Source organism: Frisingicoccus caecimuris, from assembly GCF_004340975.1.
GTDB lineage: Bacteria > Bacillota > Clostridia > Lachnospirales > Lachnospiraceae > Frisingicoccus > Frisingicoccus caecimuris.
The window spans coordinates 1-22,992 of the sequence record NZ_SLXA01000001.1; the positions used below are offsets into that span (position 1 = coordinate 1).

Sequence of the window (22,992 nt, forward strand, 5' to 3'; positions counted from 1 at the left end):
AGCCGAAAGAGAAAGCCAGCGCCTTGAGACGCTGGCCTAGTATCATGGGCTTATAGCCCTGGAACAAGCCACCCGTTTTACGGGTGGTCATGACTTTTAAACACAGGAAAACTTCTATGTTTTTAGGGTTGATTTAATGAATATTATCTAGTATATTTATAGATGATTACAGAGTATGTAATTGGAGGCATAAAATATGGAAGAGTTAGTAACGGTCGCTCTGGATGTCATGGGCGGTGATCACGCACCGTCTGAGATTATCAAAGGCGGCGTGGAAGCGGTAAATGCCAGTAAACAGGTCAAGGTCCTCATGGTCGGTGATGAAGTGAAGATTAAAGAGGAACTGGACAAATATACCTGTGACAGGGAACGGATTGAAATTGTTCCGACAACGGAAGTCATCAGTAATAATGAAGCGCCGGTCAATGCGATTCGGAATAAAACGGATTCCTCTATCGTGCGGTGTCAGCGACTTGTAAAGAAAGGCGAGGCAGATGCTATGGTGTCGGCCGGTTCGACCGGAGCTCTGCTGGCCGGAGGACAATTGATCGTAGGACGGGTTAAGGGTGTGCATCGACCGCCATTGGCTCCGTTGATTCCGACGGCCAAAGGATTTTCATTGCTGATTGATTGTGGGGCCAACGTGGATGCCCGGGCGGTACATCTTCTGCAGTTTGCACAGATTGGTACGATATATATGGAAGATATCATCGGCGTTAAGAATCCGAAAGTTGCCATTGTCAATATTGGTGCAGAAGAAGAAAAAGGAAATCAATTGGTCAAGGAAGCTTATCCGCTTTTGAAAGAATGTCCATCGATTCATTTTATCGGCAGTATTGAAGCCAGAGATATTCCGTCAGGTGAGGCAGATATCATCGTCTGTGATGCGTTTGTCGGTAATGTCATTTTAAAACTGTATGAAGGCGTGGGTAACACATTGATTCATAAAATTAAAGTATCCATGATGTCATCGCTCCGGAGTAAAATCGGCGGATGGCTCGTTAAACCTGCATTAAAGGCTACGGTGAAAGAATTTGATGCTTCGGAGTACGGTGGCGTTCCACTGCTCGGGCTGAAAGGGCTGGTCGTGAAAGCCCATGGCAGTTCCAGCGCACAGGAGATCCAGCGGGCAATAATTCAATGCATAACCTTTAAACAGCAGAATATCAATGTACGGATAGAGGAAGTTTTGAATCAGTGATTTCCCAATCTCATAAAATAATTAATATTTTTGAAAGGACGTTAGATTATGGAATTAGAAAGATTAAAAGAGATTATTGCAGATATCCTGGGGCTTGATACCAATGAGATTACAATGGATTCTTCTTTTACGGAAGACCTTGGCTGTGATTCTCTTGATACAGTAGAGATTATTATGGCTATTGAGGATGAACTTGACATTAAGATTTCGGATGATGCGGCCGAAAGCATTGTCACTGTTGGTGATGCGATGGAAGCGATTAAAAACATTTTAAATTGATTGTAGTAAACAGGGGTCTCCGGTTACAAGAAGAGGCTCCTTTTTTAAATCATCGAACAAAAACAGAAAGGAAAATATAATGGATTTAAAAAAAATCACAGTTTTTCAACAAAAGATCGGCTATGAATATTCGGATGCTTCGCTGCTTGAAACAGCATTGATTCACAGCTCCTTTGCCAATGAACATGATCTCAGAAAATTTCAGAATAATGAACGTCTGGAATTTCTTGGGGATGCGGTATTGGAACTGGTCTCAAGCGAGGTATTGTTTAAAAAATACCCGGAAAAGCTGGAAGGTACGCTGAGCAAGACACGGGCAAGCCTTGTATGTGAACCTGCACTGGCCCATTGCGCCAGAGAATTGGATCTTGGGAATTTTCTTCAGCTTGGTAAGGGGGAGGATATGACAGGAGGAAGAGACAGGGACTCTATTTTGTCTGATGCTCTGGAGGCTGTCATCGGAAGCTTATATCTGGATGGAGGACTGGAATCGGCGCGGCAGTTTATCATGAATTTTGTCTTAAATGATATGGAAAATACCCGTCTTTTTCATGATAGTAAAACAACGCTCCAGGAGAATATTCAGAGCTGGTCGAAGGAAACGCCGGTCTATGAATTGGTGGATGTTTTCGGACCGGAACATAATCGGACCTTTGTCATGCAGATTCGTCTGGGAAATCGGATCCTCGGAAAAGGAAGCGGCCGGACAAAACAGGCAGCCGGACAAAATGCGGCTTATGAATCCTTATTGGCGTTAAAGGCAGAGGGACTATTCAAGGACAAGGACGAAGATTTATGTATTTAAAAAGTATCGAACTGCAGGGGTTTAAATCCTTTGCCAATAAGACGGTTTTAAAATTCAATAAAGGTATTACCGGCATTGTGGGACCTAACGGCAGCGGAAAGAGTAATGTGGCCGATGCGGTGCGATGGGTACTTGGCGAACAAAGCGCCAGGCAGCTTCGCGGAAGCAAGATGGAGGACGTTATTTTTTCTGGTACCGAGAACAGAAAACCCTTAGGTTTTGCCTATGTCGCCATTACCATTGATAATTCAGATCACAAGTTGCCTATCGATTATGAGGAGCTGACAGTGGCCAGGCGTGTCTACCGCTCCGGCGAGAGTGAATATCTGATCAATGGACATACTAGTCGGCTTAAGGATGTACAGGAACTTTTTTTTGATACGGGAATCGGAAAAGAGGGATACTCGATCATCGGCCAGGGACAGATTGATAAAATATTAAGCGGTAAACCGGAGGACCGGCGGGAGCTTTTTGATGAAGCGGTCGGTATTGTTAAATATAAAAAACGGAAGGCTCTGGCAGAGAAGAATCTTAATATTGAAAAGCAGAATCTGTACCGGGTGACGGATATTTTGTCCGAACTGGAAAAACAGATCGGTCCTTTGTCACGTCAGTCTGAAAAGGCAAGAGAATATTTAAAATTACGGGATTCCTTAAAAGCTCTGGACATACAAATGTATCTCTCCGAATATGCCCGGCTGAAAAAAGCGTCGGCAGAGTATGCGGACAAATTAAACATTGCACAGAACGATCTGGAAACAACGAGGAAGGCTCTGGAAGCCGCCCGGTTGGAATATGGCCGGATGGAAGCTGCTCTCGAGGAACGGGGAGGCCGGATTGATGCATTAAAAAATCAGATTTCTGATATACAGTTGGAACGTGAAAAGGCAGAAAGCGAGATTCGTCTTTTAAAAGAGCAGGTTCGCAGTGAGGAAGCTGCCGAAGGACATTATAAGGAACGGCAGGCTCAGGTTTCAGACGGCATTGCCGGAAAAAAACAGGAAGTCTCCCAATGGGAACAAGAGATGACCGGGCTGGCAGATAAGATTGCTGCACTACAGGACGCAAAGGATCAGGCGGAGAATCAACTGGATTCCATGAATGGCAGTATTGACAAACTTCGTCAGGCGATTGAAGAGAAAAACAGTGATGTGATCGAATCGCTGAATCACATCGGTAGTGTGAAGGCGAAACTTCAGCGTTATGATACCATGCTGGAACAGATTCAGATTCGTAAGTCGGAATTGAATCAACGTTTGCTTACGATGCAGAGTGAGGCGGCCAGCCGTGAAGAAACACTTGAACGATACAGCAGTGAACAGAAAGAATTGGATGCGCGTCGGGAATACCTTCAGAAAAAATTAGCGGACTGTCATGAGAAAGGTCAGATGATCCAAAAGCAGATCGATGACTTTCATGACACCCTGAATGCAAAAGAACAGGAATATCATCGGTTAAGTTCCCGATTCCAGACGCTTCAGGGAATCACGGAACGTTATGAGGGTTATGGTAACAGTATTCGCCGAATCATGGAACAGAAAAAGCAAACACCGGGAATCATCGGTGTTGTTGCAGATATAATCAAAGTAGATAAAGTCTATGAGACGGCTGTGGAGACAGCCCTTGGCGGCAGTATCCAGAATGTTGTTACAAAGGATGAAAAAACAGCGAAGCTTATGATTGATTTTTTGAAACGAAATCGCTTTGGACGGGCCACATTTTTACCACTGACAAGTATCCTTCCAAAGACTCTGCCGGAACGGGAACGCATTTTAAAAGAGAATGGGGTTGTCGGCATTGCAAGTGAATTGATTTCGTGCGGACCAGAGTTTGACGGCCTGGCCGATTATCTTCTGGGCCGGGTGGTGGTTGCTGACCATATGGACAATGCGCTGAAGCTGGCAAGAAAATATCGCTATTCCCTCAGAATCGTTACTCTGGAAGGCGAATCCCTGAGCCCTGGCGGCTCGATTTCCGGTGGTACATTTAAAAATGCAAGTAATCTCCTTGGCCGTCATCGAGAGATGGAAGAAATGGAGACCAGGATGGAACGGCTTAAAACCGAACTTGCTCTTTTAAATCGTCAGACCGATGAAGCTCACGATGCAAAACGGGAAAATAAACGGCGTATCGGAAGTATTCAGGAGGACCTGCAGGAAATCGGTCTTAAATCCAATACCATTTATGTGAATGTGAATCAGTTAAAATCTTCTGCTGCATCCCAGGGAGCGACGTATAAAGAGCTTTCGGGAGAGTCTGATGAATTGAAGCGTCAGACTGGGGAGATCAATACATTTAAAAAAGATCTACTGAAAGAACGGGAAGCGCAGGAACTGCTGAAATCTGAAGCAGAGGGCGCTATCGAGGTATTGAATGAGAAACTGGAAGCAGAAATTTTACGTCAACAGGAGTTTTCTGGTAAAACATCGGAGCTTGGCATTGATTTTTCAGGCTACATACAAAAACAGAATTTCCTGAAAGAGAATCGAAAACGCATTCTGGAAGAAATTCAGGCGTTGGAAAGGGAATATGAGGAACTTTCCGGAAAGGTGTCGGAATGTAAATGTATTATCCGGGAAAAGACTGAAAAGATTCAGACTATGGAATCGAAGGCTGAAATGATGGAGACAGGCGATGCTTCTCTGGATAAAGAATTAGAGCTTCTTTCAGCTGAACGAGAAAAAATGACAGCAGTTCATAAACAGTTTTTTGAGCGCCGGGAGAATCTTTCAGACCGATGCAGCCTTCTGGACAAAGAGATTTTCCGATTGGAGCATTTAAGTGAAAAATGTGAGGAAGACCGGACGAAACTCAGCAATTACATGTGGGATGAATATGAGCTGACTTATAATAAGGCTTTAGAACTTCAGAAAACAGACTCGGAAGCCTTGTCAATAGAGGATATCCGGCGCTGGATCAGTGAACTTAAGAAGTCCATCAAAGGACTTGGCAATATTAATCTGAATGCTATTGAAGAATATAAAGATGTATCGGAACGTTATACTATGTTAAAAACACAGCATGACGATCTGGTTGAAGCTGAGGGTAAATTGACGGGAATCATTCATGATCTGGATCAGGCCATGCGTGAACAGTTTCGGGAAAATTTTGTTAAAATCCAGGAAAATTTCAAACGGGTATTTGCCGAATTGTTCGGCGGCGGTAAAGGAACATTGGAATTGATGGAGGATGCGGATATTTTAGATGCGGGTATCCGGATCATTGCTCAGCCTCCAGGTAAGAAACTCCAAAACATGATGCAGCTTTCCGGCGGTGAAAAGGCGCTGACGGCCATCGCCCTGCTTTTTGCCATTCAGAGTCTGAAGCCATCACCTTTCTGCCTGCTGGATGAAATCGAAGCGGCTCTGGATGATGCCAATGTTAAGCGCTATGCCAGATATTTGAATAATCTGACCGAGGATACCCAGTTTATCATTATCACACACCGGCGCGGGACGATGAATGCGGCAGACGTACTCTATGGTGTGACGATGCAGGAAAAGGGCGTATCCGCACTGGTATCTGTAAATTTGATTGAAAATGAACTGACAAAATAGGAGGAAAACAATGTCGGAAGAGAAGAAAGGCTTTTTCAGCCGTCTGGTCGAAGGACTTACAAAGACCCGGAACAATATTGCTTCGGTATTTGATGATATTTTCAGTGGATTTTCATCCATTGATGATGATTTTTATGAAGAACTGGAAGAAGTTCTTGTTATGGCGGATATCGGCATTCATACAACAGAGATGATCATTGAGGATTTAAAGGTGAAAGTGAAAGAAAATCATCTGAAGGAACCAGCCGAGTGCCGGGAGTATCTTATCCATTCGATCAAAGAACAGATGGCGGTGACGGAGGGCGCCTATGAATTTGAAAATAAGAAGACAGTCATGCTCATTATCGGTGTCAACGGCGTAGGCAAGACGACTTCTGTCGGCAAACTGGCCGGACAGTATAAAAATGCCGGAAAAAAAGTTTTACTGGCGGCGGCGGATACCTTCCGGGCCGGAGCTATTGAGCAGTTGGTCGAGTGGTCGCATCGGGCCGGAGTAGATGTCATTGCCGGTCAGGAGGGTTCAGACCCGGCAGCGGTAGTTTTTGACGCAGTAGCCGCTGCAAAGGCACGAAATACAGACATTTTAATTTGTGATACGGCGGGACGTCTCCATAATAAGAAAAATCTGATGGAAGAATTGAAGAAAATTAATCGAATCATCGATCGGGAATATCCGGATGCCTTCCGTGAAACGATGATCGTTCTGGATGGAACAACCGGACAAAATGCCCTGGTACAGGCAAAACAGTTTAAGGAAGTGGCGGATATAACCGGAATTATTCTGACGAAACTGGATGGAACCGCCAAGGGGGGAATAGCCATAGCTATCCAGTCCGAACTGGGAGTTCCGGTGAAATACATCGGTATTGGCGAAAAAATCGAGGATCTGCAGAAATTTGACAGTGATTCTTTTGTGGATGCACTGTTTCAATAAAAAAAGGGGAATGCCATCATGTTGACATTAGAAAAATTTGAAGAAGCTTCCGAACGACTGAATCGGGTATTACTTGAGACAAAACTGGTTTACAGTGATTATTTTTCAGAACAGACCGGAGCGAAAGTCTATTTCAAACCGGAAAATATGCAGTTTACAGGCGCTTATAAGCTTCGGGGCGCCTACTATAAAATCAGTACGCTGACGCCGGAGGAAAGGGAACGGGGGATTATTTCAGCCTCTGCCGGAAATCATGCTCAGGGTGTGGCCTATGCGGCTAAATTGATGGGAGCGAAGGCGGTCATCGTTATGCCGACGACAACACCGCTTATTAAAGTGAACCGGACCAAAGGTTACGGTGCCGAGGTCATTCTTCATGGAGACGTTTATGATGATGCCTGCGCCTGCGCATTGGAACTGGCTGAAGAAAAGGGGTATACCTTTATCCATCCTTTTAATGATGAAACTGTTGCTACCGGCCAGGGAACGATCGCCATGGAAATCATCAAAGAACTTCCGACGGTCGATTACATTCTTGTGCCGATCGGCGGTGGCGGACTTTGCTGCGGCGTCTCCACTTTGGCTAAAATGCTGAATCCAAAGATCAAGGTCATTGGCGTGGAACCGGCCGGAGCCGCTTGTATGAAAGCCTCCCTGGCTGCCGGACATGTAGTGACGCTGCCGAAGGTGACGACGATTGCCGACGGTACGGCTGTAAAAACACCGGGTGATGTGGTCTTCCCATATATTCAGAAAAATGTAGATGATATCATTACAGTGGAGGATGACGATCTGATCGCAGCTTTCCTTGATATGATGGAAAATCACAAAATGATTGTTGAAAATTCCGGACTTTTGACCGTAGCAGCTTTAAAACAGTTGAATATTAAGGGCAAAAAAGTTGTTTCTATTTTGAGCGGCGGCAATATGGACGTTATTACCATTGCATCGGTTGTTCAAAATGGCCTGATCCAGCGAGACCGTATTTTTACCGTTTCCGTACTTTTACCGGACAAGCCGGGTGAACTCCATAGGGTTGCCGGTATTCTTGCCGAGCTGCGGGGCAACGTTATCAAATTGGAACATAACCAGTTTGTCAGCGTCAACCGGAGCAACGTGGTTGAACTTCTTATTACTTTGGAAGCCTTCGGTACGGAGCATAAAGAACGGATTTTAAAAGAACTGGAGAACCAGGGATACCGGCCGCTTTTGAAGATTCCCAAACAGATTTACTAAATTTTTAAAAAATCAGTTGACAGAGCGTCAAAGATAAGGTACAATACCACCTGTAAAGTAAAAACACTTTACAGGTGGTGCTTTTATGGATAAGATATTAAGGCAGGCATTGCTTTATGATTTTTACGGAGAATTGCTGACGGAACATCAAAAGTCAATCTATGAGGATTTCGTTCTGAACGATTACTCTTTGAGTGAGATTGGAGAGGATCGGAAGATCAGCCGTCAGGGAGTTTATGATATTATTAAACGCTGCGACAAGCTTCTGAATGGTTATGAAGAAAAACTTCATCTGGTTCAGAAGTTTTTAATGGCAAAAGAGCAGGTTGCAAAGATTCATGAACTTGCCAGTGAGATTCTTAAAGCGGAAGGCGCCCCGGATGAAGCCACCGAATATCTACGGCAGATTGAGAATATTTCCAATGGCATATTGGAAGAGATGTAGCCGGAAGGGAGGTTTTCCATGGCATTTGAAAGTTTATCTGAAAAATTACAGAACGTCTTTAAGAATCTGAGGAATAAAGGGCGTTTGACAGAAGCCGATGTGAAAGCCGCTTTAAAAGAGGTCAAGATGGCACTGCTGGAAGCAGATGTCAACTTTAAGGTTGTAAAGCAGTTTATTAAATCCGTTCAGGAGCGGGCAATCGGACAGGATGTTCTGAACAGCCTGACGCCCGGGCAGATGGTTATAAAGATTGTCAATGAAGAGATGGTTTCCCTGATGGGCAGCGAGACAACAGAGATACCGCTGAAACCGTCGAATGAGATCACCATTATTCTTATGGCTGGTCTTCAGGGTGCCGGTAAGACGACAACCTGTGCGAAAATAGCCGGCAAGATGAAGCAGAAAGGGCGCAGCCCTTTGTTGGTAGCCTGTGATGTTTACCGCCCGGCGGCGATCAGGCAGCTTCAGGTCAATGGCGAAAAACAGGGTGTTCCGGTTTTTGCCATGGGTGAAAATCAGAATCCTGTGAATATTGCCAAAGCGGCTGTGGAGCATGCGGTAAAAAATAATATGAATGTGGTCATTCTGGATACAGCCGGCCGTCTTCATGTTGATGAAGAAATGATGGCTGAGCTCCAGAATATCAAGGCGGCTCTTGACATTGATGAAACGATTCTTGTGGTCGATGCCATGACCGGTCAGGATGCTGTGAATGTGGCTAAGTCTTTTGATGAGACGGTTGGACTGGACGGCGTGATTCTTACCAAACTGGATGGCGATACGAGAGGCGGTGCCGCACTGTCGATTCGGGCAGTTATCGGAAAGCCGATTCTTTATGTTGGTATGGGCGAAAAACTCTCTGATCTGGAACAGTTTTATCCGGATCGTATGGCTTCAAGAATACTTGGTATGGGTGATGTGCTGACTTTGATCGAGAAGGCAGAAGCCCAGATTGATGAAGATAAAGCCCGTGAGATGACCCGCAAGTTTAAAAAGGCGGAATTCACTTATGAGGATTACCTTGAGAATATGAGCCAGGTAAAGAACATGGGCAATATTCAGGATCTGATCGCCATGATTCCCGGTATGGGGAGTCAATTAAAAAATGTGGATCTGAGCGGCAGTGAAGCTCAGATGAAACGGACAGAATCCATTATTCTGTCAATGACTCCGGAGGAGCGGGCGAATCCGGACCTGATGAACATGAGCCGTAAAAAGCGTATTGCCGCAGGCGCCGGTGTTCCGATCAGCGAGGTCAATGCACTGGTCAAACAGTTTGAAATGATGAAAAAGATGATGAAACAGTTTTCCGGACAACTTTCCGGAAAGAAACGGAGTAAATTCCGTATGCCTTTTGGCTTTTAGCCGGCCGTGATTCTGAAAAAACGGCTCAGAGAAAGATAAACAGGAAGAAGATTTCCTTTTTATAAATGATTTAGAAGTTAATTCAGGAGGTGAAAAAGATGGCAGTAAAAATTCGTTTAAGAAGAATGGGTCAGAAAAAGGCTCCTTTTTATAGAATTATCGTCGCTGATTCCCGTTCTCCAAGAGACGGTCGTTTCATTGAAGAAATCGGTACTTACAATCCAAATGTAGAACCAAGCGAAGTTAAGATCAATGCTGAACTGGCACAGAAATGGTTATCTACAGGTGCTCAGCCAACAGACGTTGTAAGCAAATTATTTAAAAATGCAGGAATTACAAAATAATTGCTGATGGAGGTGCGAGGGATGAAGGAATTAGTTGAAGTTATCGCTAAGGCTCTTGTTGACCATCCGGAAGGTGTTGTCGTTACGGAGACTGTGCACCCGAAATCCGTTGTTCTGGAACTGAAAGTAGACCCGGAAGACATGGGTAAGGTCATCGGCAAACAGGGACGTATTGCCAGAGCGATACGTACCGTTGTAAAATCCGCTGCATCAAAGGATGACAAAAAAGTAATTGTTGAAATTCTTCAGTAATTCAACATTGAAAGAGACCTCAATCCATTACGGACTGAGGTCTTTTCAGAATCAGGAATGTGAGGAAATATCATGGAAGAATATTTGCGTGTCGGCGTGATTTCAAACACTCATGGTGTGCGTGGAGAAGTTAAGATTTTCCCGACAACGGATGACATTGGGCGTTTTAAAAAATTAAAACAGTGTGTGATCGATACGGGAAGAGAATATGTCGCGGTCGAAGTAGAGAGCTGCAAATTTTTCAAGCAGACACCAATTTTAAAATTTAAATCCATCGACCAGTTAAATGACGTGGAGCGTTACAAGGGAAAAGATTTGCTTGTTCACCGTGAGCATGCCGTGAAACTGGAGAAAAATGAGTTTTTCATTATCGATTTAATTGGCCTGAAGGTCGAAAGCGATGAGGGAATGGACATCGGCACATTGACGGATGTGCTTCAGACCGGAGCCAATGATGTTTTTGTGGTAAAAACGGCGGAAGGGGAAGAGGTGCTGATTCCATATATTGAACAGTGTGTACCGGATATCCGACCGGAAACCGGAAAAATCACGGTTCATTTGCTTCCGGGACTTCTGGATTTAAACCGTAAGTAAACGGTAAGAGGAGTTAATGATGCGATTTCATGTGATGACGCTTTTTCCAGACATGGTGTCCGGAGGACTTCGGACGAGTATCACGGGAAGAGCTATAGAAAATCATATATTTGAACTGAATATTGTCAATATCCGGGATTATTCCAAAGATAAGCATAAACATGTGGACGATTATCCCTATGGCGGCGGGGCCGGTATGGTCATGCAGCCCGGACCGGTCTATGACTGTTATCAGGATATTGTTAAAAATATGGATAAGAAACCGAGGGTCATCTATATGACACCCCAGGGAAAGGTTTTCAGCCAATCCATTGCGGAAGAACTTTCAAAGGAGGAAGAACTCATCTTCCTCTGTGGTCATTATGAGGGAATCGATGAGAGGGTTCTGGAGGAAATCGTTACGGATGAGCTGTCCATTGGGGATTATGTACTGACCGGTGGTGAACTTCCGGCAATGGTCATGATTGATTCAATTTCCAGGCTGATTCCCGGTGTCTTAAATAACGATGATTCGGCGGAATATGAATCTTTTCAGGACGGACTTTTGGAGTATCCCCAGTATACCCGTCCGGAAACCTTTATGGATAAAAAAGTCCCGGCTGTTCTTCTGTCCGGGCACCATGGGAATATCGCGAAGTGGCGCAGAGAAGAATCCCTGAAACGAACCTTTCTTCGACGGCCCGAATTGCTGGGAACAGCCGAATTGACCGATAGTGACAAAAAAATACTTGAAAAGCTCAGGAAAAATCTTGATTTTCCTGAATGATTGTGATATAGTATCTTGGTATGAAAAAAGACGGTCCTCTGTTACACAGGTATTAAGAACGTCGGATTTATAAATTTAAGGAGGTTCATTGAAATGAACGACATTATTAAGAACATTGAAGCTGCTCAGTTGAAAGCGGAAGTACCTGTATTCCATGTAGGTGATACTGTACGTGTATCCGCAAAAGTAAAAGAAGGAAACCGTGAAAGAATTCAGGTTTTCGAGGGAACAGTCATTAAACGTCAGAACGGAAGCAGCCGTGAAACATTTACTGTAAGAAAAAGCTCCAATGGTATCGGCGTAGAAAAAACATGGCCATTACATTCTCCAATCGTAGAAAAGATTGAAGTTGTAAGAAAAGGTAAGGTAAGAAGAGCTAAATTATTCTACTTGAGAGACAGAGTAGGTAAGAAAGCAAAGGTTAAAGAATTAGTTAAATAATTCGTCAGGATTTTTGGGACAAGTACTTAGGTAGTTGTCCCATTTTTGTAATGCTAAAGGAGCAGACCATGAATCAGTTAAAACGCAAGACGAAAGTAAAACGCAAATGGAAGCGTTCCGTCAATAAAGTAAAAAAATTTCGGATCGGTACTCGCGCCATGAATCTTGGTATGTTTATTATTGGATGGTTTCTTGTCGTTGGTATTGCGGTTATGTATGTCCGGGGTTTTGGCATGAAAACCATTATTTCCAATGATTCTATGGTGCCGACCTTTCAGGAAGATGAAGTCCTGAAAATTAATCGCTTTATTTATAAAATCACTTCACCCAAACGGATGGATACGGTGGCGGTGAGAATGGGTGAAACCAAATCCAATGTCTACTATGTGCTTCGAATCATTGGTCTTCCGGGGGAAAAGGTTCAGATTCAGAATGGAAAAATCTATGTAGACGATAAAGAAATCAGCTACCCGGTAGGTGAGGAGCCGATTGAAGATGCAGGTATTGCCAACGATATCGTTTTATTGCAGGATGATGAATATTTTATGCTGTGCGACAATTACAATAACAGCAGTTATGACAGCCGTTCTGCCAATATCGGAGTGATTGATAAATCTCAGATTGAGGGAAGAGTCAAATAGGAGGACAGAAGTTATGAACATTCAATGGTACCCCGGGCATATGACAAAAGCCCGGAGAATGATGCAGGAGGATATTAAGCTCATTGATATTGTAATTGAGCTGGTGGATGCCCGGATTCCTCTGTCCAGTAAAAATCCGGACATTGATTCGCTGGCCGGACAGAAATCCCGGATGATCTTGTTAAATAAATATGACCTGGCAGACCCGGAGCACACCGCTGAATGGGAACGATGGTTTAAAGGGCAGGGCTTTTATGTTTATAAGCTGGATGCGCGTAAAGGCGGCCAGATGAAAGCAATAACAAACATTATTCAGGAGGCCTGCAAAGAAAAAATCGAGAGGGATCGGAAACGCGGGATCATTAACCGGCCAGTGCGTGCCATGATCGTTGGTATTCCAAATGTAGGTAAATCCACCTTTATTAATACCTATGCAGGAAAGGCCTGTACAAAGACGGGAAATAAGCCGGGAGTTACCAAAGGCAAGCAATGGATTCGACTGAATAAAAATGTCGAACTTCTGGATACACCAGGCATTCTCTGGCCAAAATTTGATGATCCGGCTGTGGGTGAGCGCCTGGCTCTGATTGGTTCCATTAAGGATGAAATTCTGAACATCAGTGAGTTATCGATACGCCTGATTGAGTTCTTGAAGGAATTTTATTCGGGAATTTTGGCGGAAAGATATGCAGTTGATGAAAATTGTGATAAAATAGCCATATTAGAGAAAATTGCGGAAGTCAGAAATTGCCGTCAGAAGGGAAATGTCCTCGATCTGGATAAGGCCTCGAAGCTTTTGATTGATGATTTTCGTTCCGGCAAACTTGGACGACTGACATTGGAATTTCCACAGGAGCAGAAAATATGAGTAAAAAAGTTTATTCGGATAAAAAGACCAAACCCGAAAAAATCGAACAAAGCAAAATGAAGGAAATCATTGGATTGGTGATTTATTGCATTATTGTTGTAGCAATTATGTTTTTCGTTATAAAATTTATCGGACAGCGGACAATCGTCATTGGCGATTCGATGAATCCGACGCTTCATGAAGACGAGAATCTGATTACCGATAAAATCACCTATCGCTTTAAAGAACCGAAACGGTTTGATATTATTGTATTTCCATATAAGGATAATACATCCAAGCTGCTGATCAAACGTATCATTGGCATGCCGGGAGAAACCGTACAGATCAAAAACGGCCGTGTCTATATCAACGATCATGAACTGAATGAGAACTATGGTAATGCGATCATGAACGATGGAGGCGTTGCTGCCAATGCGATCATTCTTGGAGAGGATGAGTATTTTGTCCTCGGCGATAACCGGAATAACAGCCAGGACAGCCGTTTTGCGTCAGTGGGGAATGTCCACCGCTCAGATATTATCGGTCGGGCATGGCTTCGTATATGGCCGCTGGATAAAGTGGCCTTATTAAAACATCAGTAATGTATCAGGTTCTCCTGCTCCAGGGCAGGGGAATTTTTTCACTACACAAAGGAGAAGAAGAGGGAGTATGGCTGCGATCAGTGACATTCGCCGGGAACTTTCTGAAATGTCATCATCAGAATGGCCGGCATTTATTGAACGATATGTAACAGACCAACGGGCTGGTGTGCAGAAGCTTGTGGAGAAATGCCGAAAACAGATGGAAAAGGCTGCTGAAGAGGATGCGCGTTTGGAGCATATGTTAGTTTATGAAAAAAAGTACTATAAAGATTATGATTATATCTGTGGGATTGATGAAGCCGGGCGAGGGCCGCTGGCGGGTCCGGTGGTGGCCGGGGCGGTCATTTTGCCAAAGGGATTAAAAATTCCCTACTTAAATGACTCAAAGCAACTCAGTGCCAAACGCCGGGAGGAACTTTTTGATATTATTATGGATAAAGCTCTGGCCGTCGGTGTGGGTACAGCGTCACCGGAACGCATTGATGAAATCAATATTTTACAGGCAACTTATGAAGCGATGCGTCAGGCTGTGACTGAACTGAAGGTAAAACCTCAGATATTGCTTAATGATGCGGTACTCATACCGGGGCTTGATTTGCCTCAGGAAAAAATCATCAAAGGAGATGCTCGGAGTCTGTCCATTGCGGCGGCAAGTGTTATTGCCAAAGTGACCAGGGACCGGATGATGGTTGCTTACGATGAGATTTTTCCGGAATATGGCTTTGCAAAGCACAAAGGCTATGGCGCAAAAGCCCACATTGAGAAAATTCAGTCCATCGGGCCATGTCCGATTCACAGACGCAGTTTTATTACGCATTTTATATAAGCATGCAGGGAGGACTGTCCTACGGATAAACGGACTTTAGGTAAAGCATATGAAATTCAGGCAGCCGAATATCTTCGCTCCAAGGGTTATCAGATACTGGCAGAGAATTATCGCTGCCGGTATGGGGAAATTGACTTGATCGCAAAATCCCCGGAAAGTGTGATCGTTTTTGTGGAAGTCAAAGCCCGCAGAAATGATGTCTTTGGCAGCGGAGGTGCCGCGGTAACGCCGGCGAAACAAAGAAAAATCATCCGCACGGCGAAACAGTATATTTTCGATCATCGCCTTTCGTGGGAAGGGGATTTTCGTTTTGATGTCATTCTTTTTGAAAAGGACAGGATGGAACATATGGTTCATGCATTTTTTTAATAAGGAGAAACGAATGATTTTAGAAAATAAATCAGAATATGTAGACTGGAATGCGAAGGTTCCGGTGATCCGGTATGCTTCCCTGGATGAAACCGGTTGTGTTGAACATGGTTTTTCCACACGGCTCGGAGGTGTGAGTGAGGGAATTTATCGTTCTATGAATTTATCCTATACCCGCGGAGATGATAAAAATCATGTCGATGAAAATTTTCGTCGATTTTGTTCGGCGGTTCATATGGATTGGAAAAGGGTAGTAGGGACAGATCAGACTCATACGTCCAATGTCCGTGTCGTTACAGAAAAGGATGCAGGGCATGGCATTATCCGTTCAAAAACCTATCATGACGTGGATGGACAGATTACCAACGTTCCCGGATTGCCCCTCATTACTTATCATGCGGACTGTGTGCCTTTGTTTTTTGTCGATCCGGTGAAAAAAGCAATTGGTCTGACCCATTCGGGATGGCGCGGTACGGTGGGGCGTATTGGTCGGAATACTGTAGAGGCCATGGGGGAAAATTATGGTTCCCGGCCGGAAGATATCATCGGTGTGATCGGTCCATCCATCTGTCAGTCCTGTTACGAAGTCAGTCAGGATGTGGCAGAGAGATTTGAGAAAGATTTTCATGTGACGGATGCGCTTGTCTATGCGAAGAAAAATGGTAAATATCAATTGAACCTGTGGGAAGCCAACCGGCAGATCATGCTGGATGCTGGGATGCTGCCGGAACATATCACGGTGACCGGATGGTGCACCGGATGCCATCCGGACCTTTTATGGTCTCATCGAAAGACAGGAAATAACCGCGGAAGTCTGGCCGCTTTTTTATGTTTGAAGTAAGAGAGGAAATAGCTGATGAAAGAAGGACACAAAATAAAAACGATCATTCCGGGCAGCATTGGTGATGAACTGGAACTTGAACCGGGAGACCGGGTGCTTGCGGTGAATGATCAGCGAATTGAAGATGTCTTTGATTACCACTATTTGATCAATGATGAATATATTGAGCTGACTGTTCTGAAAAGGGATGGAGAAGAATGGGTTTTTGAGATTGAAAAGGATGCGGAAGAAGATTTAGGCATTGAATTTGAGTCCAGCCTGATGGATGATTACCATTCCTGTACCAATAAATGTATTTTTTGTTTTATCGATCAGCTTCCGAAGGGGATGCGCTCCACGATGTATTTTAAGGACGATGATTCGAGACTTTCATTTCTCCAGGGGAATTACATCACTTTGACCAATATGAAAGATAAAGATCTGGATCGGATTATTAAATACAAATTATCTCCGATCAATATATCCGTTCATACCACCGATCCGGAGCTGCGCTGCATGATGCTGCATAATCGCTTTGCCGGAAAAATCATGGAGCAGATTCAAAAGCTCTATGGGGCGGGAGTTCTCATGAACGGACAGATCGTACTCTGCAAAAATATCAACGACGGTGATGAGCTTCGTAAGACCATCAACGATCTGGGCAAATTTTTACCCTATATGGAAAGTCTCTCTGTTGTACCTGTGGGACTTTCTGACCACAGAGAAGGACTTTATCCGCTGGAACCCTTTACGCCAGAGGATGCCAGAGAGGTCATTGACATTATCCATGGTTATCAGAAAATATTTATGGAGGAATACGGGACCCATTTCGTCCATGCCAGCGATGAGTGGTATATTCTCGCCGATGTACCGCTTCCCGAAGAGGAAAATTACGATGGCTATGTCCAGCTTGAAAACGGTGTGGGTATGCTCAGGCTGCAGGAACGGGAATTCCACGCCGCTTTAGATGAAGATGTTTTTGAAAGTGTATCTGAAGTGGCGGAAGAACGAGAACATCAAAAAAGAAAACATTGTACGATTGCCACCGGGAAACTGGCCGGCCCCTTCTTAAGGAAGCTCGTGGACGATTTACATGTACATTACCCAAATATTCAGGTGGACGTGGTTGAGGTTACTAATTATTTCTTTGGTCCAAGAATTACCGTATCCGGACTGCTGACTGGTCAGGACATTATCCGCGCTTTAAAGGGCCGGAATCTGGGAGAGGAACTATTACTTCCAATTAATGTGCTGCGCAGTGGTGAAGATGTATTATTGGATGATGTGCACGTGAAGGAAATTGAAAAAACTTTACAAGTTCCGGTTCGTATTGTACAATCAAACGGAAAAGATTTGTACGATGCCCTTATTTCCTGAGGGATTCGGAATGTCGTTACAGAAGGAGATTTATATATATGAGTAAACCAATTGTGGCCGTTGTAGGCCGACCGAATGTGGGGAAATCCACATTATTTAATGTTCTGGCCGGACGTAAGATATCGATTGTTAAAGACACGCCCGGTGTTACACGGGACCGCATTTATGCGGACGTAACCTGGCTGGACAAGCAATTTACGATGGTCGATACGGGCGGTATCGAGCCGGAGAGTAAGGATTTAATTTTATCCAGTATGCGGGAGCAGGCTGAGATTGCTATTGCCACCGCAGATGTGATCTTATTTGTGACTGATGTACAGCAGGGCGTGATCGATGCCGATTATAAAGTGGCCGATATGCTTCGCCGTTCCGGGAAACCGATCGTACTGGCTGTCAACAAAGTCGATAGTTTCAAAAAATATGAAGCAGATATCTATGAGTTTTATAATTTGGGTATCGGAGACCCCTACGGTATTTCCGCTGCCTCACAGCTTGGACTGGGCGACCTTCTGGATGAGGTCGTGAAGCATTTTCCGGCCGGTTCGGCGGAAGAGGAAGAGGACGAACGCCCAAGAATTGCCATTATCGGCAAACCGAATGTGGGAAAATCTTCCCTGATCAATAAGCTCTGCGGAAGTCAGCGCTCCATTGTTTCGAATATTGCAGGAACGACCCGGGATGCCATTGATACCGTAGTCAAGTTTAATGGCCAGGAATATGTCTTTATCGATACGGCCGGAATTCGCCGTAAAAACAAAATAAAAGAGGATCTGGAGCGATACAGTATTATCCGGGCTGTATCTGCCGTTGAACGGGCAAATATTGTTATTTTAATGATTGATGCCACCGAAGGCGTGACGGAGCAGGATGCTAAGATCGCGGGGATTGCTCATGAACGAGGCAAAGGCGTCATTATCGCTGTGAATAAATGGGATGCAGTGGTAAAAAATGACAAGACTATCTATGAGTATACAAAGAAAATCCGTGACACGCTCGCTTACATGCCTTATGCAGAGCTGATTTTCATTTCTGCCATGACAGGACAGCGGATTACAAAGCTTTATGAACTGATCGATATGGTCATCCAGAATCATTCTCTGAGAGTGGCTACCGGTGTGCTGAATGAGATTATGGCAGAGGCAGTTGCTTTGAAACAGCCGCCATCGGATAAGGGACGACGTCTGAAACTTTACTATATTACACAGGTCGCCGTGAAGCCTCCGACATTTGTTATCTTTGTCAATGATAAGGAACTGACCCATTTTTCCTATACACGTTATATCGAAAATAAAATCCGTGAAGCCTTTGGCTTTCGTGGGACACCGTTAAAATTTATCATTCGCGAGAGAAAGGATAAGGGTTAATAGAGATGCTGAGAGATATCATTCTTTGCCTTTTTATCGGATATGTTTTCGGGTGCTTTCAGACCGGGTATATTTACGGCCGATGCCACGGAATTGATATCCGTAATTACGGCAGCGGAAATGCCGGAACAACGAATACACTTAGGGTTCTCGGAAAGAAGGCGGGCTATATCACCTATCTTGGAGATGCACTGAAGGCGATCATTGCTATTCTTCTTGTTAAGTACCTGATTTATGGAAATCTGCTTGTACCTGCACTGGATTTTCAGCTTCTTTTAGCTTATACAGGGCTTGGAGTGGCCTTCGGCCATAACTATCCATTTTATCTGAAATTCAAGGGCGGCAAGGGAATTGCTGTGACTTCCGGTGTCATGCTCGCACTGGATCTGAGAATTGGCCTGATTGGTATTATTGGATTTCTGATCATTTTTTTTACAACACGATATGTTTCAGTAGGTTCACTTTATATGAGCCTGGCTTTTCCTGTCTGTGTCCTCATTTTTTATCCGGGACAGTGGCACTTGTTTGGCATCAGCGTTGTTTTCTGGCTGATGGCATGGATGCGTCATCGTGAAAATATCAAACGGCTGATGAATGGAAATGAAAACCGATTTGAACGTAAGAAAAAGAACTAAAAGAATTGACTTTTTCACATAAATCATTTATCATTATAGAGAAGCGTTGCTTCAACGCTTTTATGTATTGAAGTATGAAAAGGAAAGAGGATGAAAACATGAAAAAATCACTTGCAATGTTGTTGGCAGGTGCCATGGTTGTTGCTTCCCTGACAGCATGTGGCTCAGGGAAAAAGGAAACAACCGCTGAAACGACGTCAGATACAACTGCTGAAAGCGCAGAATCTAAAACGGTTTCAGATGGAGAAACTTACAAAATCGGTGTGCTGCAGTTAACAGAACATGCTGCTCTGGATGCAGCAAATGAAGGCTTTGTAGCCGCTCTCGACGATTCTGGCATTTCATATGAAATCGACCAGCAGAATGCTCAGAACGATCAGTCTGCCTGCCAGACGATCGCTGAAAAATTAGTAAATGACGGCGACGATCTGATTCTTGCCATTGCAACTCCGGCTGCTCAGGCGGTTGCAGGCGTTACAACAGAGATTCCGATCGTAGGTACAGCTATTACCGATTTTGCTGATTCCGGTCTTGTTGAATCAAATGACGCACCAGGCGAAAACGTTACAGGTTCTTCTGACTTGACACCGATTAAAGCCCAGATCAGTCTGCTCCAGAAAGTCCTTCCGGAAGCAAAAAAAGTCGGCGTTCTTTACTGCTCAGCAGAAAGCAACTCTGAAATCCAGTTACAGATGACAAAAGAGGCCTGTACAGCTGCCGGCCTCGATGTTGAAGAATTTTCTGTAGCAAGCTCCAATGAAATCCAGTCGGTTGTTGAATCTGCCGTTGGTAAAGTTGACTGCTTATATACCTTTACAGATAATACGATTGCAGCAGGTATGAATACTGTGACCATGGTAGCAAACGAAAACAATCTTCCTGTAATATGTGGAGAACAGGGTATGGTTGAAGCCGGTGGTCTTTGTACATACAGTATTGATTACTACGAATTAGGATATATTGCAGGTGAGATGGCTGTTAAGATTCTTAAAGGTGAAGCTGAACCAGCTACAATGCCGATCGAATATTATCCAGAAGAAAAATGCGAATTTGTGGGTAATGAAGAAACAGCAAAGTTACTGGGAATCGATATTTCCGGACTTGAATAATTTGACAGTTTCATAAAAACTCCGGCAAATATGAAACACATATTTGCCGGGGCTATTTTTTGTTATCTTACATAGACAAATAAAAGGAGAGAAATGCTCATGAATATTGGTGGTATACTGCTGGCACTACAGGGTGCTGCTTCTCAGGGAATTCTCTGGGGCGTTCTTGTGCTTGGCGTATATATTACATATAAAATTCTTGATATTGCAGATTTGACAGTCGATGGCAGTTTTGCTCTGGGCGGTTGTGTCTGTGCGACTTTAGTCGTAACACATGGAATGAATCCGGTCCTGGCTCTTGTCATCGCCACCCTGGCCGGGATGATTGCAGGAGCGGTTACGGGGCTGTTGCATACAGCTTTTGATATTCCGGCGATCCTGGCCGGTATTTTGACTCAGATTGCCCTGTGGTCCATCAATCTTCGAATCATGGGAAAAAGTAATATTCCTTTATTGAAGACTGAAACGATTTTTTCAGGTTTTGTGGAAGCCACAGGATTGAAATCTTCTCAGGCTTCCGGTTTGATCGGACTTATCATTGCCGTTGTAATCATCATTGCATTATACTGGTTTTTCGGTACTGAAATCGGGTCGGCACTGCGTGCCACCGGCAATAACGAGGACATGATTCGCGCCCTTGGTGTAAATACAAAAATGACAAAGATGATTGCTTTGATGCTCAGCAATGGTCTGGTTGGTCTTTCCGGTGGGCTTGTATGTCAGAGCCAGAAATATGCGGATATCGGTATGGGTACCGGCGCTATCGTTATCGGTCTGGCCGCCATCGTCATTGGCGATGTGCTGATGGGAAGATTTCGTTCTTTCGGCAGCCGTCTGGCCTCTGCCATTGTCGGTTCTGTTGTTTATTTTTTGATTCGTGCCGTCGTTCTCCAGCTCGGTATGGATGCTAATGACATGAAACTGTTATCAGCGATCATTGTTGCCCTTGCCCTCTGTATTCCTGTTTCTTTAAATAAATATCGTGCAAAACGTGCTTACTCGGAAGGAGGAGAGAAGAATGCTTAAAATCTCCAATGTCAGCAAGACGTTTAATATTGGAACTATTAATGAAAAAAAAGCACTTCGGAATATCAGTCTTCATCTGGAACCGGAAGATTTTGTTACGATCATTGGTGGTAACGGTGCCGGAAAATCTACGATGCTGAATATGATTGCCGGCGTTTATCCGATTGACTCCGGTGTCATTAATCTGGACGGTGTGAATATTTCAAGACTTCCGGAATATGCCCGTGCAAAATATCTTGGCCGGGTATTTCAGGATCCAATGAGGGGTACCGCCGCTGATATGGAAATTCAGGAAAATCTTGCCCTTGCTTTAAGACGTGGTCAGAGCCGGGGACTCCGTTGGGGTATTTCCGCAGAAGAAAAGGAGCAATATAAGAAATTGCTCACCCGTCTGGATCTTGGTTTGGAAAATCGACTCTCATCGAAGGTTGGCCTTCTTTCCGGCGGTCAGCGTCAGGCGTTGACCCTGCTCATGGCCACATTGAAAAAACCGAAGCTGTTGCTTCTGGATGAACATACAGCCGCGTTAGACCCGAAAACAGCAAAAAAGGTTCTGGATCTGACGGAGGAGATTATCACAGAAAATCACCTGACAGCTTTAATGGTCACACACAACATGAAAGATGCCATCCGTCTTGGAAACCGCCTGATCATGATGAATGATGGTGAAATTATCTACGATGTTCGCGGTGAAGAAAAGAGCCGTCTGGAAGTCAGCGATCTTTTGGAGAAATTTGAACAGGCCAGCGGCGGTGAATTTGCCAACGACCGTATGCTTTTATCCTGATATGCATATTTTTCAGATACCGCCGATATAATTAGAAGAAGATTATATCGGCGGTGTTTTTATGGATATGGACAGGAGACGTGAAATTCAGAATATGCGTGTCCGGAGCGGACGCATGACCCGGGATTATACGGACCATATTTCAGGTATTAATCCGGGGATGTATTGTCTGTTCCGCTGTTTTCTGGCAGCGGCATTTTTTGTTGCCGGAATTACCTTTCCAATGATTCCTGACAGCCAGATTCCAAAAGAATTGACAAAAATCCCGGAATACATTTCCGTAAACTATACATTGGAGGATGTTTCGGATTTAATTGACAGTCTGGCAAATTAAATAAGAATATGATATACTGGATGCAATGTGTAAAAA

25 protein-coding genes and 1 pseudogene are annotated in these 22,992 nt (G+C 44.2%); all 26 read left to right on the forward strand.

Annotated features, from left to right (window positions below):
- Positions 1–196 precede the first annotated feature (196 nt).
- The 26 genes and pseudogenes from plsX (at position 197) to EV212_RS00130 (ending at position 22,956) form a co-directional block, all read left to right on the forward strand.
- Positions 197–1,201 carry a phosphate acyltransferase PlsX gene (plsX, locus tag EV212_RS00005; RefSeq protein WP_132086976.1) on the forward strand — a complete coding sequence of 335 codons (1,005 nt, stop codon included), beginning with the start codon at positions 197–199 and terminating at the stop codon, positions 1,199–1,201.
- A 48-nt stretch (positions 1,202–1,249) separates the two neighbouring features.
- Complete coding sequence (acpP, locus tag EV212_RS00010) at positions 1,250–1,480, forward strand: acyl carrier protein (RefSeq protein ID WP_132086979.1); 231 nt, start codon at positions 1,250–1,252, stop codon at positions 1,478–1,480.
- A 79-nt stretch (positions 1,481–1,559) separates the two neighbouring features.
- Positions 1,560–2,285 (forward strand): ribonuclease III, encoded by a 726-nt coding sequence (gene rnc, locus EV212_RS00015; RefSeq protein ID WP_132086982.1) that lies wholly within the window; start codon positions 1,560–1,562, stop codon positions 2,283–2,285.
- Positions 2,276–5,842, forward strand: coding sequence for a chromosome segregation protein SMC (gene smc / locus EV212_RS00020; RefSeq protein WP_132086985.1), 3,567 nt, complete (start codon positions 2,276–2,278; stop codon positions 5,840–5,842). Before rnc ends, smc begins: the two co-directional genes overlap by 10 nt.
- A gap of 10 nt (positions 5,843–5,852) precedes the next feature.
- Positions 5,853–6,776 (forward strand): signal recognition particle-docking protein FtsY, encoded by a 924-nt coding sequence (ftsY, locus tag EV212_RS00025; RefSeq protein ID WP_132086988.1) that lies wholly within the window; start codon positions 5,853–5,855, stop codon positions 6,774–6,776.
- Between the two features lie 18 nt (positions 6,777–6,794).
- Positions 6,795–8,012: a threonine ammonia-lyase gene (ilvA, locus tag EV212_RS00030; RefSeq protein WP_132086991.1), complete on the forward strand. Its 1,218-nt coding sequence runs from the start codon at positions 6,795–6,797 to the stop codon at positions 8,010–8,012.
- 85 nt (positions 8,013–8,097) lie between these two features.
- The gene (gene ylxM, locus EV212_RS00035; protein WP_132086995.1) at positions 8,098–8,457 is read left to right on the forward strand and encodes a YlxM family DNA-binding protein; all 360 of its coding nucleotides are present in this window, start codon (positions 8,098–8,100) and stop codon (positions 8,455–8,457) included.
- A gap of 18 nt (positions 8,458–8,475) precedes the next feature.
- Positions 8,476–9,822 carry a signal recognition particle protein gene (gene ffh / locus EV212_RS00040; protein ID WP_132086998.1) on the forward strand — a complete coding sequence of 449 codons (1,347 nt, stop codon included), beginning with the start codon at positions 8,476–8,478 and terminating at the stop codon, positions 9,820–9,822.
- 98 nt (positions 9,823–9,920) lie between these two features.
- Positions 9,921–10,166, forward strand: coding sequence for a 30S ribosomal protein S16 (gene rpsP / locus EV212_RS00045; RefSeq protein WP_132087001.1), 246 nt, complete (start codon positions 9,921–9,923; stop codon positions 10,164–10,166).
- Between the two features lie 21 nt (positions 10,167–10,187).
- Complete coding sequence (locus EV212_RS00050) at positions 10,188–10,418, forward strand: KH domain-containing protein (protein ID WP_132087004.1); 231 nt, start codon at positions 10,188–10,190, stop codon at positions 10,416–10,418.
- A 72-nt stretch (positions 10,419–10,490) separates the two neighbouring features.
- The gene (rimM, locus tag EV212_RS00055; protein ID WP_132087007.1) at positions 10,491–11,012 is read left to right on the forward strand and encodes a ribosome maturation factor RimM; all 522 of its coding nucleotides are present in this window, start codon (positions 10,491–10,493) and stop codon (positions 11,010–11,012) included.
- Positions 11,013–11,031: 19 nt separating this feature from the next.
- Positions 11,032–11,778 carry a tRNA (guanosine(37)-N1)-methyltransferase TrmD gene (gene trmD, locus EV212_RS00060; protein WP_132088243.1) on the forward strand — a complete coding sequence of 249 codons (747 nt, stop codon included), beginning with the start codon at positions 11,032–11,034 and terminating at the stop codon, positions 11,776–11,778.
- A 93-nt stretch (positions 11,779–11,871) separates the two neighbouring features.
- Complete coding sequence (rplS, locus tag EV212_RS00065) at positions 11,872–12,219, forward strand: 50S ribosomal protein L19 (protein ID WP_132087010.1); 348 nt, start codon at positions 11,872–11,874, stop codon at positions 12,217–12,219.
- Positions 12,220–12,287: 68 nt separating this feature from the next.
- Positions 12,288–12,860 (forward strand): signal peptidase I, encoded by a 573-nt coding sequence (lepB, locus tag EV212_RS00070; protein ID WP_165873243.1) that lies wholly within the window; start codon positions 12,288–12,290, stop codon positions 12,858–12,860.
- A 13-nt stretch (positions 12,861–12,873) separates the two neighbouring features.
- Positions 12,874–13,728, forward strand: a complete 855-nt coding sequence (gene ylqF, locus EV212_RS00075) for a ribosome biogenesis GTPase YlqF (RefSeq protein WP_132087016.1) — start codon at positions 12,874–12,876, stop codon at positions 13,726–13,728.
- Complete coding sequence (lepB, locus tag EV212_RS00080; protein ID WP_243115413.1) at positions 13,725–14,309, forward strand: signal peptidase I; 585 nt, start codon at positions 13,725–13,727, stop codon at positions 14,307–14,309. Before ylqF ends, lepB (EV212_RS00080) begins: the two co-directional genes overlap by 4 nt.
- A 67-nt stretch (positions 14,310–14,376) precedes the next feature.
- Positions 14,377–15,135, forward strand: a complete 759-nt coding sequence (locus EV212_RS00085) for a ribonuclease HII (RefSeq protein ID WP_132087019.1) — start codon at positions 14,377–14,379, stop codon at positions 15,133–15,135.
- A gap of 51 nt (positions 15,136–15,186) precedes the next feature.
- Positions 15,187–15,504, forward strand: a pseudogene (locus tag EV212_RS00090) (YraN family protein); the annotation flags it as partial.
- A gap of 13 nt (positions 15,505–15,517) precedes the next feature.
- On the forward strand, positions 15,518–16,345 hold the full coding sequence (gene pgeF / locus EV212_RS00095) for a peptidoglycan editing factor PgeF (protein WP_132087027.1): 828 nt from the start codon (positions 15,518–15,520) through the stop codon (positions 16,343–16,345).
- A gap of 15 nt (positions 16,346–16,360) precedes the next feature.
- The gene (locus EV212_RS00100) at positions 16,361–17,701 is read left to right on the forward strand and encodes a DUF512 domain-containing protein (protein ID WP_132087030.1); all 1,341 of its coding nucleotides are present in this window, start codon (positions 16,361–16,363) and stop codon (positions 17,699–17,701) included.
- A 38-nt stretch (positions 17,702–17,739) separates the two neighbouring features.
- The gene (gene der, locus EV212_RS00105) at positions 17,740–19,065 is read left to right on the forward strand and encodes a ribosome biogenesis GTPase Der (RefSeq protein ID WP_132087033.1); all 1,326 of its coding nucleotides are present in this window, start codon (positions 17,740–17,742) and stop codon (positions 19,063–19,065) included.
- A 5-nt stretch (positions 19,066–19,070) separates the two neighbouring features.
- A complete protein-coding gene (gene plsY, locus EV212_RS00110) occupies positions 19,071–19,700 on the forward strand; it encodes a glycerol-3-phosphate 1-O-acyltransferase PlsY (RefSeq protein ID WP_132087036.1) in 630 nt (209 codons plus the stop codon).
- Positions 19,701–19,798: 98 nt separating this feature from the next.
- Positions 19,799–20,809 carry an ABC transporter substrate-binding protein gene (locus EV212_RS00115; RefSeq protein ID WP_132087039.1) on the forward strand — a complete coding sequence of 337 codons (1,011 nt, stop codon included), beginning with the start codon at positions 19,799–19,801 and terminating at the stop codon, positions 20,807–20,809.
- Positions 20,810–20,908: 99 nt separating this feature from the next.
- The gene (locus tag EV212_RS00120; RefSeq protein WP_207669037.1) at positions 20,909–21,835 is read left to right on the forward strand and encodes an ABC transporter permease; all 927 of its coding nucleotides are present in this window, start codon (positions 20,909–20,911) and stop codon (positions 21,833–21,835) included.
- Positions 21,828–22,622, forward strand: a complete 795-nt coding sequence (locus tag EV212_RS00125; RefSeq protein ID WP_132087042.1) for an ABC transporter ATP-binding protein — start codon at positions 21,828–21,830, stop codon at positions 22,620–22,622. Before EV212_RS00120 ends, EV212_RS00125 begins: the two co-directional genes overlap by 8 nt.
- 61 nt (positions 22,623–22,683) lie before the next feature.
- Positions 22,684–22,956, forward strand: coding sequence for a hypothetical protein (locus tag EV212_RS00130; protein WP_132087045.1), 273 nt, complete (start codon positions 22,684–22,686; stop codon positions 22,954–22,956).
- Positions 22,957–22,992: the final 36 nt, after the last annotated feature.

Coding starts and splice junctions, on each gene's coding strand:
- plsX (WP_132086976.1), top strand. CDS start 197: ATGGAAGAGTTAGTAACGGTCGCTCTGGATGTCATGGGCGGTGATCAC.
- acpP (WP_132086979.1), top strand. CDS start 1,250: ATGGAATTAGAAAGATTAAAAGAGATTATTGCAGATATCCTGGGGCTT.
- rnc (WP_132086982.1), top strand. CDS start 1,560: ATGGATTTAAAAAAAATCACAGTTTTTCAACAAAAGATCGGCTATGAA.
- smc (WP_132086985.1), top strand. CDS start 2,276: ATGTATTTAAAAAGTATCGAACTGCAGGGGTTTAAATCCTTTGCCAAT.
- ftsY (WP_132086988.1), top strand. CDS start 5,853: ATGTCGGAAGAGAAGAAAGGCTTTTTCAGCCGTCTGGTCGAAGGACTT.
- ilvA (WP_132086991.1), top strand. CDS start 6,795: ATGTTGACATTAGAAAAATTTGAAGAAGCTTCCGAACGACTGAATCGG.
- ylxM (WP_132086995.1), top strand. CDS start 8,098: ATGGATAAGATATTAAGGCAGGCATTGCTTTATGATTTTTACGGAGAA.
- ffh (WP_132086998.1), top strand. CDS start 8,476: ATGGCATTTGAAAGTTTATCTGAAAAATTACAGAACGTCTTTAAGAAT.
- rpsP (WP_132087001.1), top strand. CDS start 9,921: ATGGCAGTAAAAATTCGTTTAAGAAGAATGGGTCAGAAAAAGGCTCCT.
- EV212_RS00050 (WP_132087004.1), top strand. CDS start 10,188: ATGAAGGAATTAGTTGAAGTTATCGCTAAGGCTCTTGTTGACCATCCG.
- rimM (WP_132087007.1), top strand. CDS start 10,491: ATGGAAGAATATTTGCGTGTCGGCGTGATTTCAAACACTCATGGTGTG.
- trmD (WP_132088243.1), top strand. CDS start 11,032: ATGCGATTTCATGTGATGACGCTTTTTCCAGACATGGTGTCCGGAGGA.
- rplS (WP_132087010.1), top strand. CDS start 11,872: ATGAACGACATTATTAAGAACATTGAAGCTGCTCAGTTGAAAGCGGAA.
- lepB (WP_165873243.1), top strand. CDS start 12,288: ATGAATCAGTTAAAACGCAAGACGAAAGTAAAACGCAAATGGAAGCGT.
- ylqF (WP_132087016.1), top strand. CDS start 12,874: ATGAACATTCAATGGTACCCCGGGCATATGACAAAAGCCCGGAGAATG.
- lepB (WP_243115413.1), top strand. CDS start 13,725: ATGAGTAAAAAAGTTTATTCGGATAAAAAGACCAAACCCGAAAAAATC.
- EV212_RS00085 (WP_132087019.1), top strand. CDS start 14,377: ATGGCTGCGATCAGTGACATTCGCCGGGAACTTTCTGAAATGTCATCA.
- pgeF (WP_132087027.1), top strand. CDS start 15,518: ATGATTTTAGAAAATAAATCAGAATATGTAGACTGGAATGCGAAGGTT.
- EV212_RS00100 (WP_132087030.1), top strand. CDS start 16,361: ATGAAAGAAGGACACAAAATAAAAACGATCATTCCGGGCAGCATTGGT.
- der (WP_132087033.1), top strand. CDS start 17,740: ATGAGTAAACCAATTGTGGCCGTTGTAGGCCGACCGAATGTGGGGAAA.
- plsY (WP_132087036.1), top strand. CDS start 19,071: ATGCTGAGAGATATCATTCTTTGCCTTTTTATCGGATATGTTTTCGGG.
- EV212_RS00115 (WP_132087039.1), top strand. CDS start 19,799: ATGAAAAAATCACTTGCAATGTTGTTGGCAGGTGCCATGGTTGTTGCT.
- EV212_RS00120 (WP_207669037.1), top strand. CDS start 20,909: ATGAATATTGGTGGTATACTGCTGGCACTACAGGGTGCTGCTTCTCAG.
- EV212_RS00125 (WP_132087042.1), top strand. CDS start 21,828: ATGCTTAAAATCTCCAATGTCAGCAAGACGTTTAATATTGGAACTATT.
- EV212_RS00130 (WP_132087045.1), top strand. CDS start 22,684: ATGGATATGGACAGGAGACGTGAAATTCAGAATATGCGTGTCCGGAGC.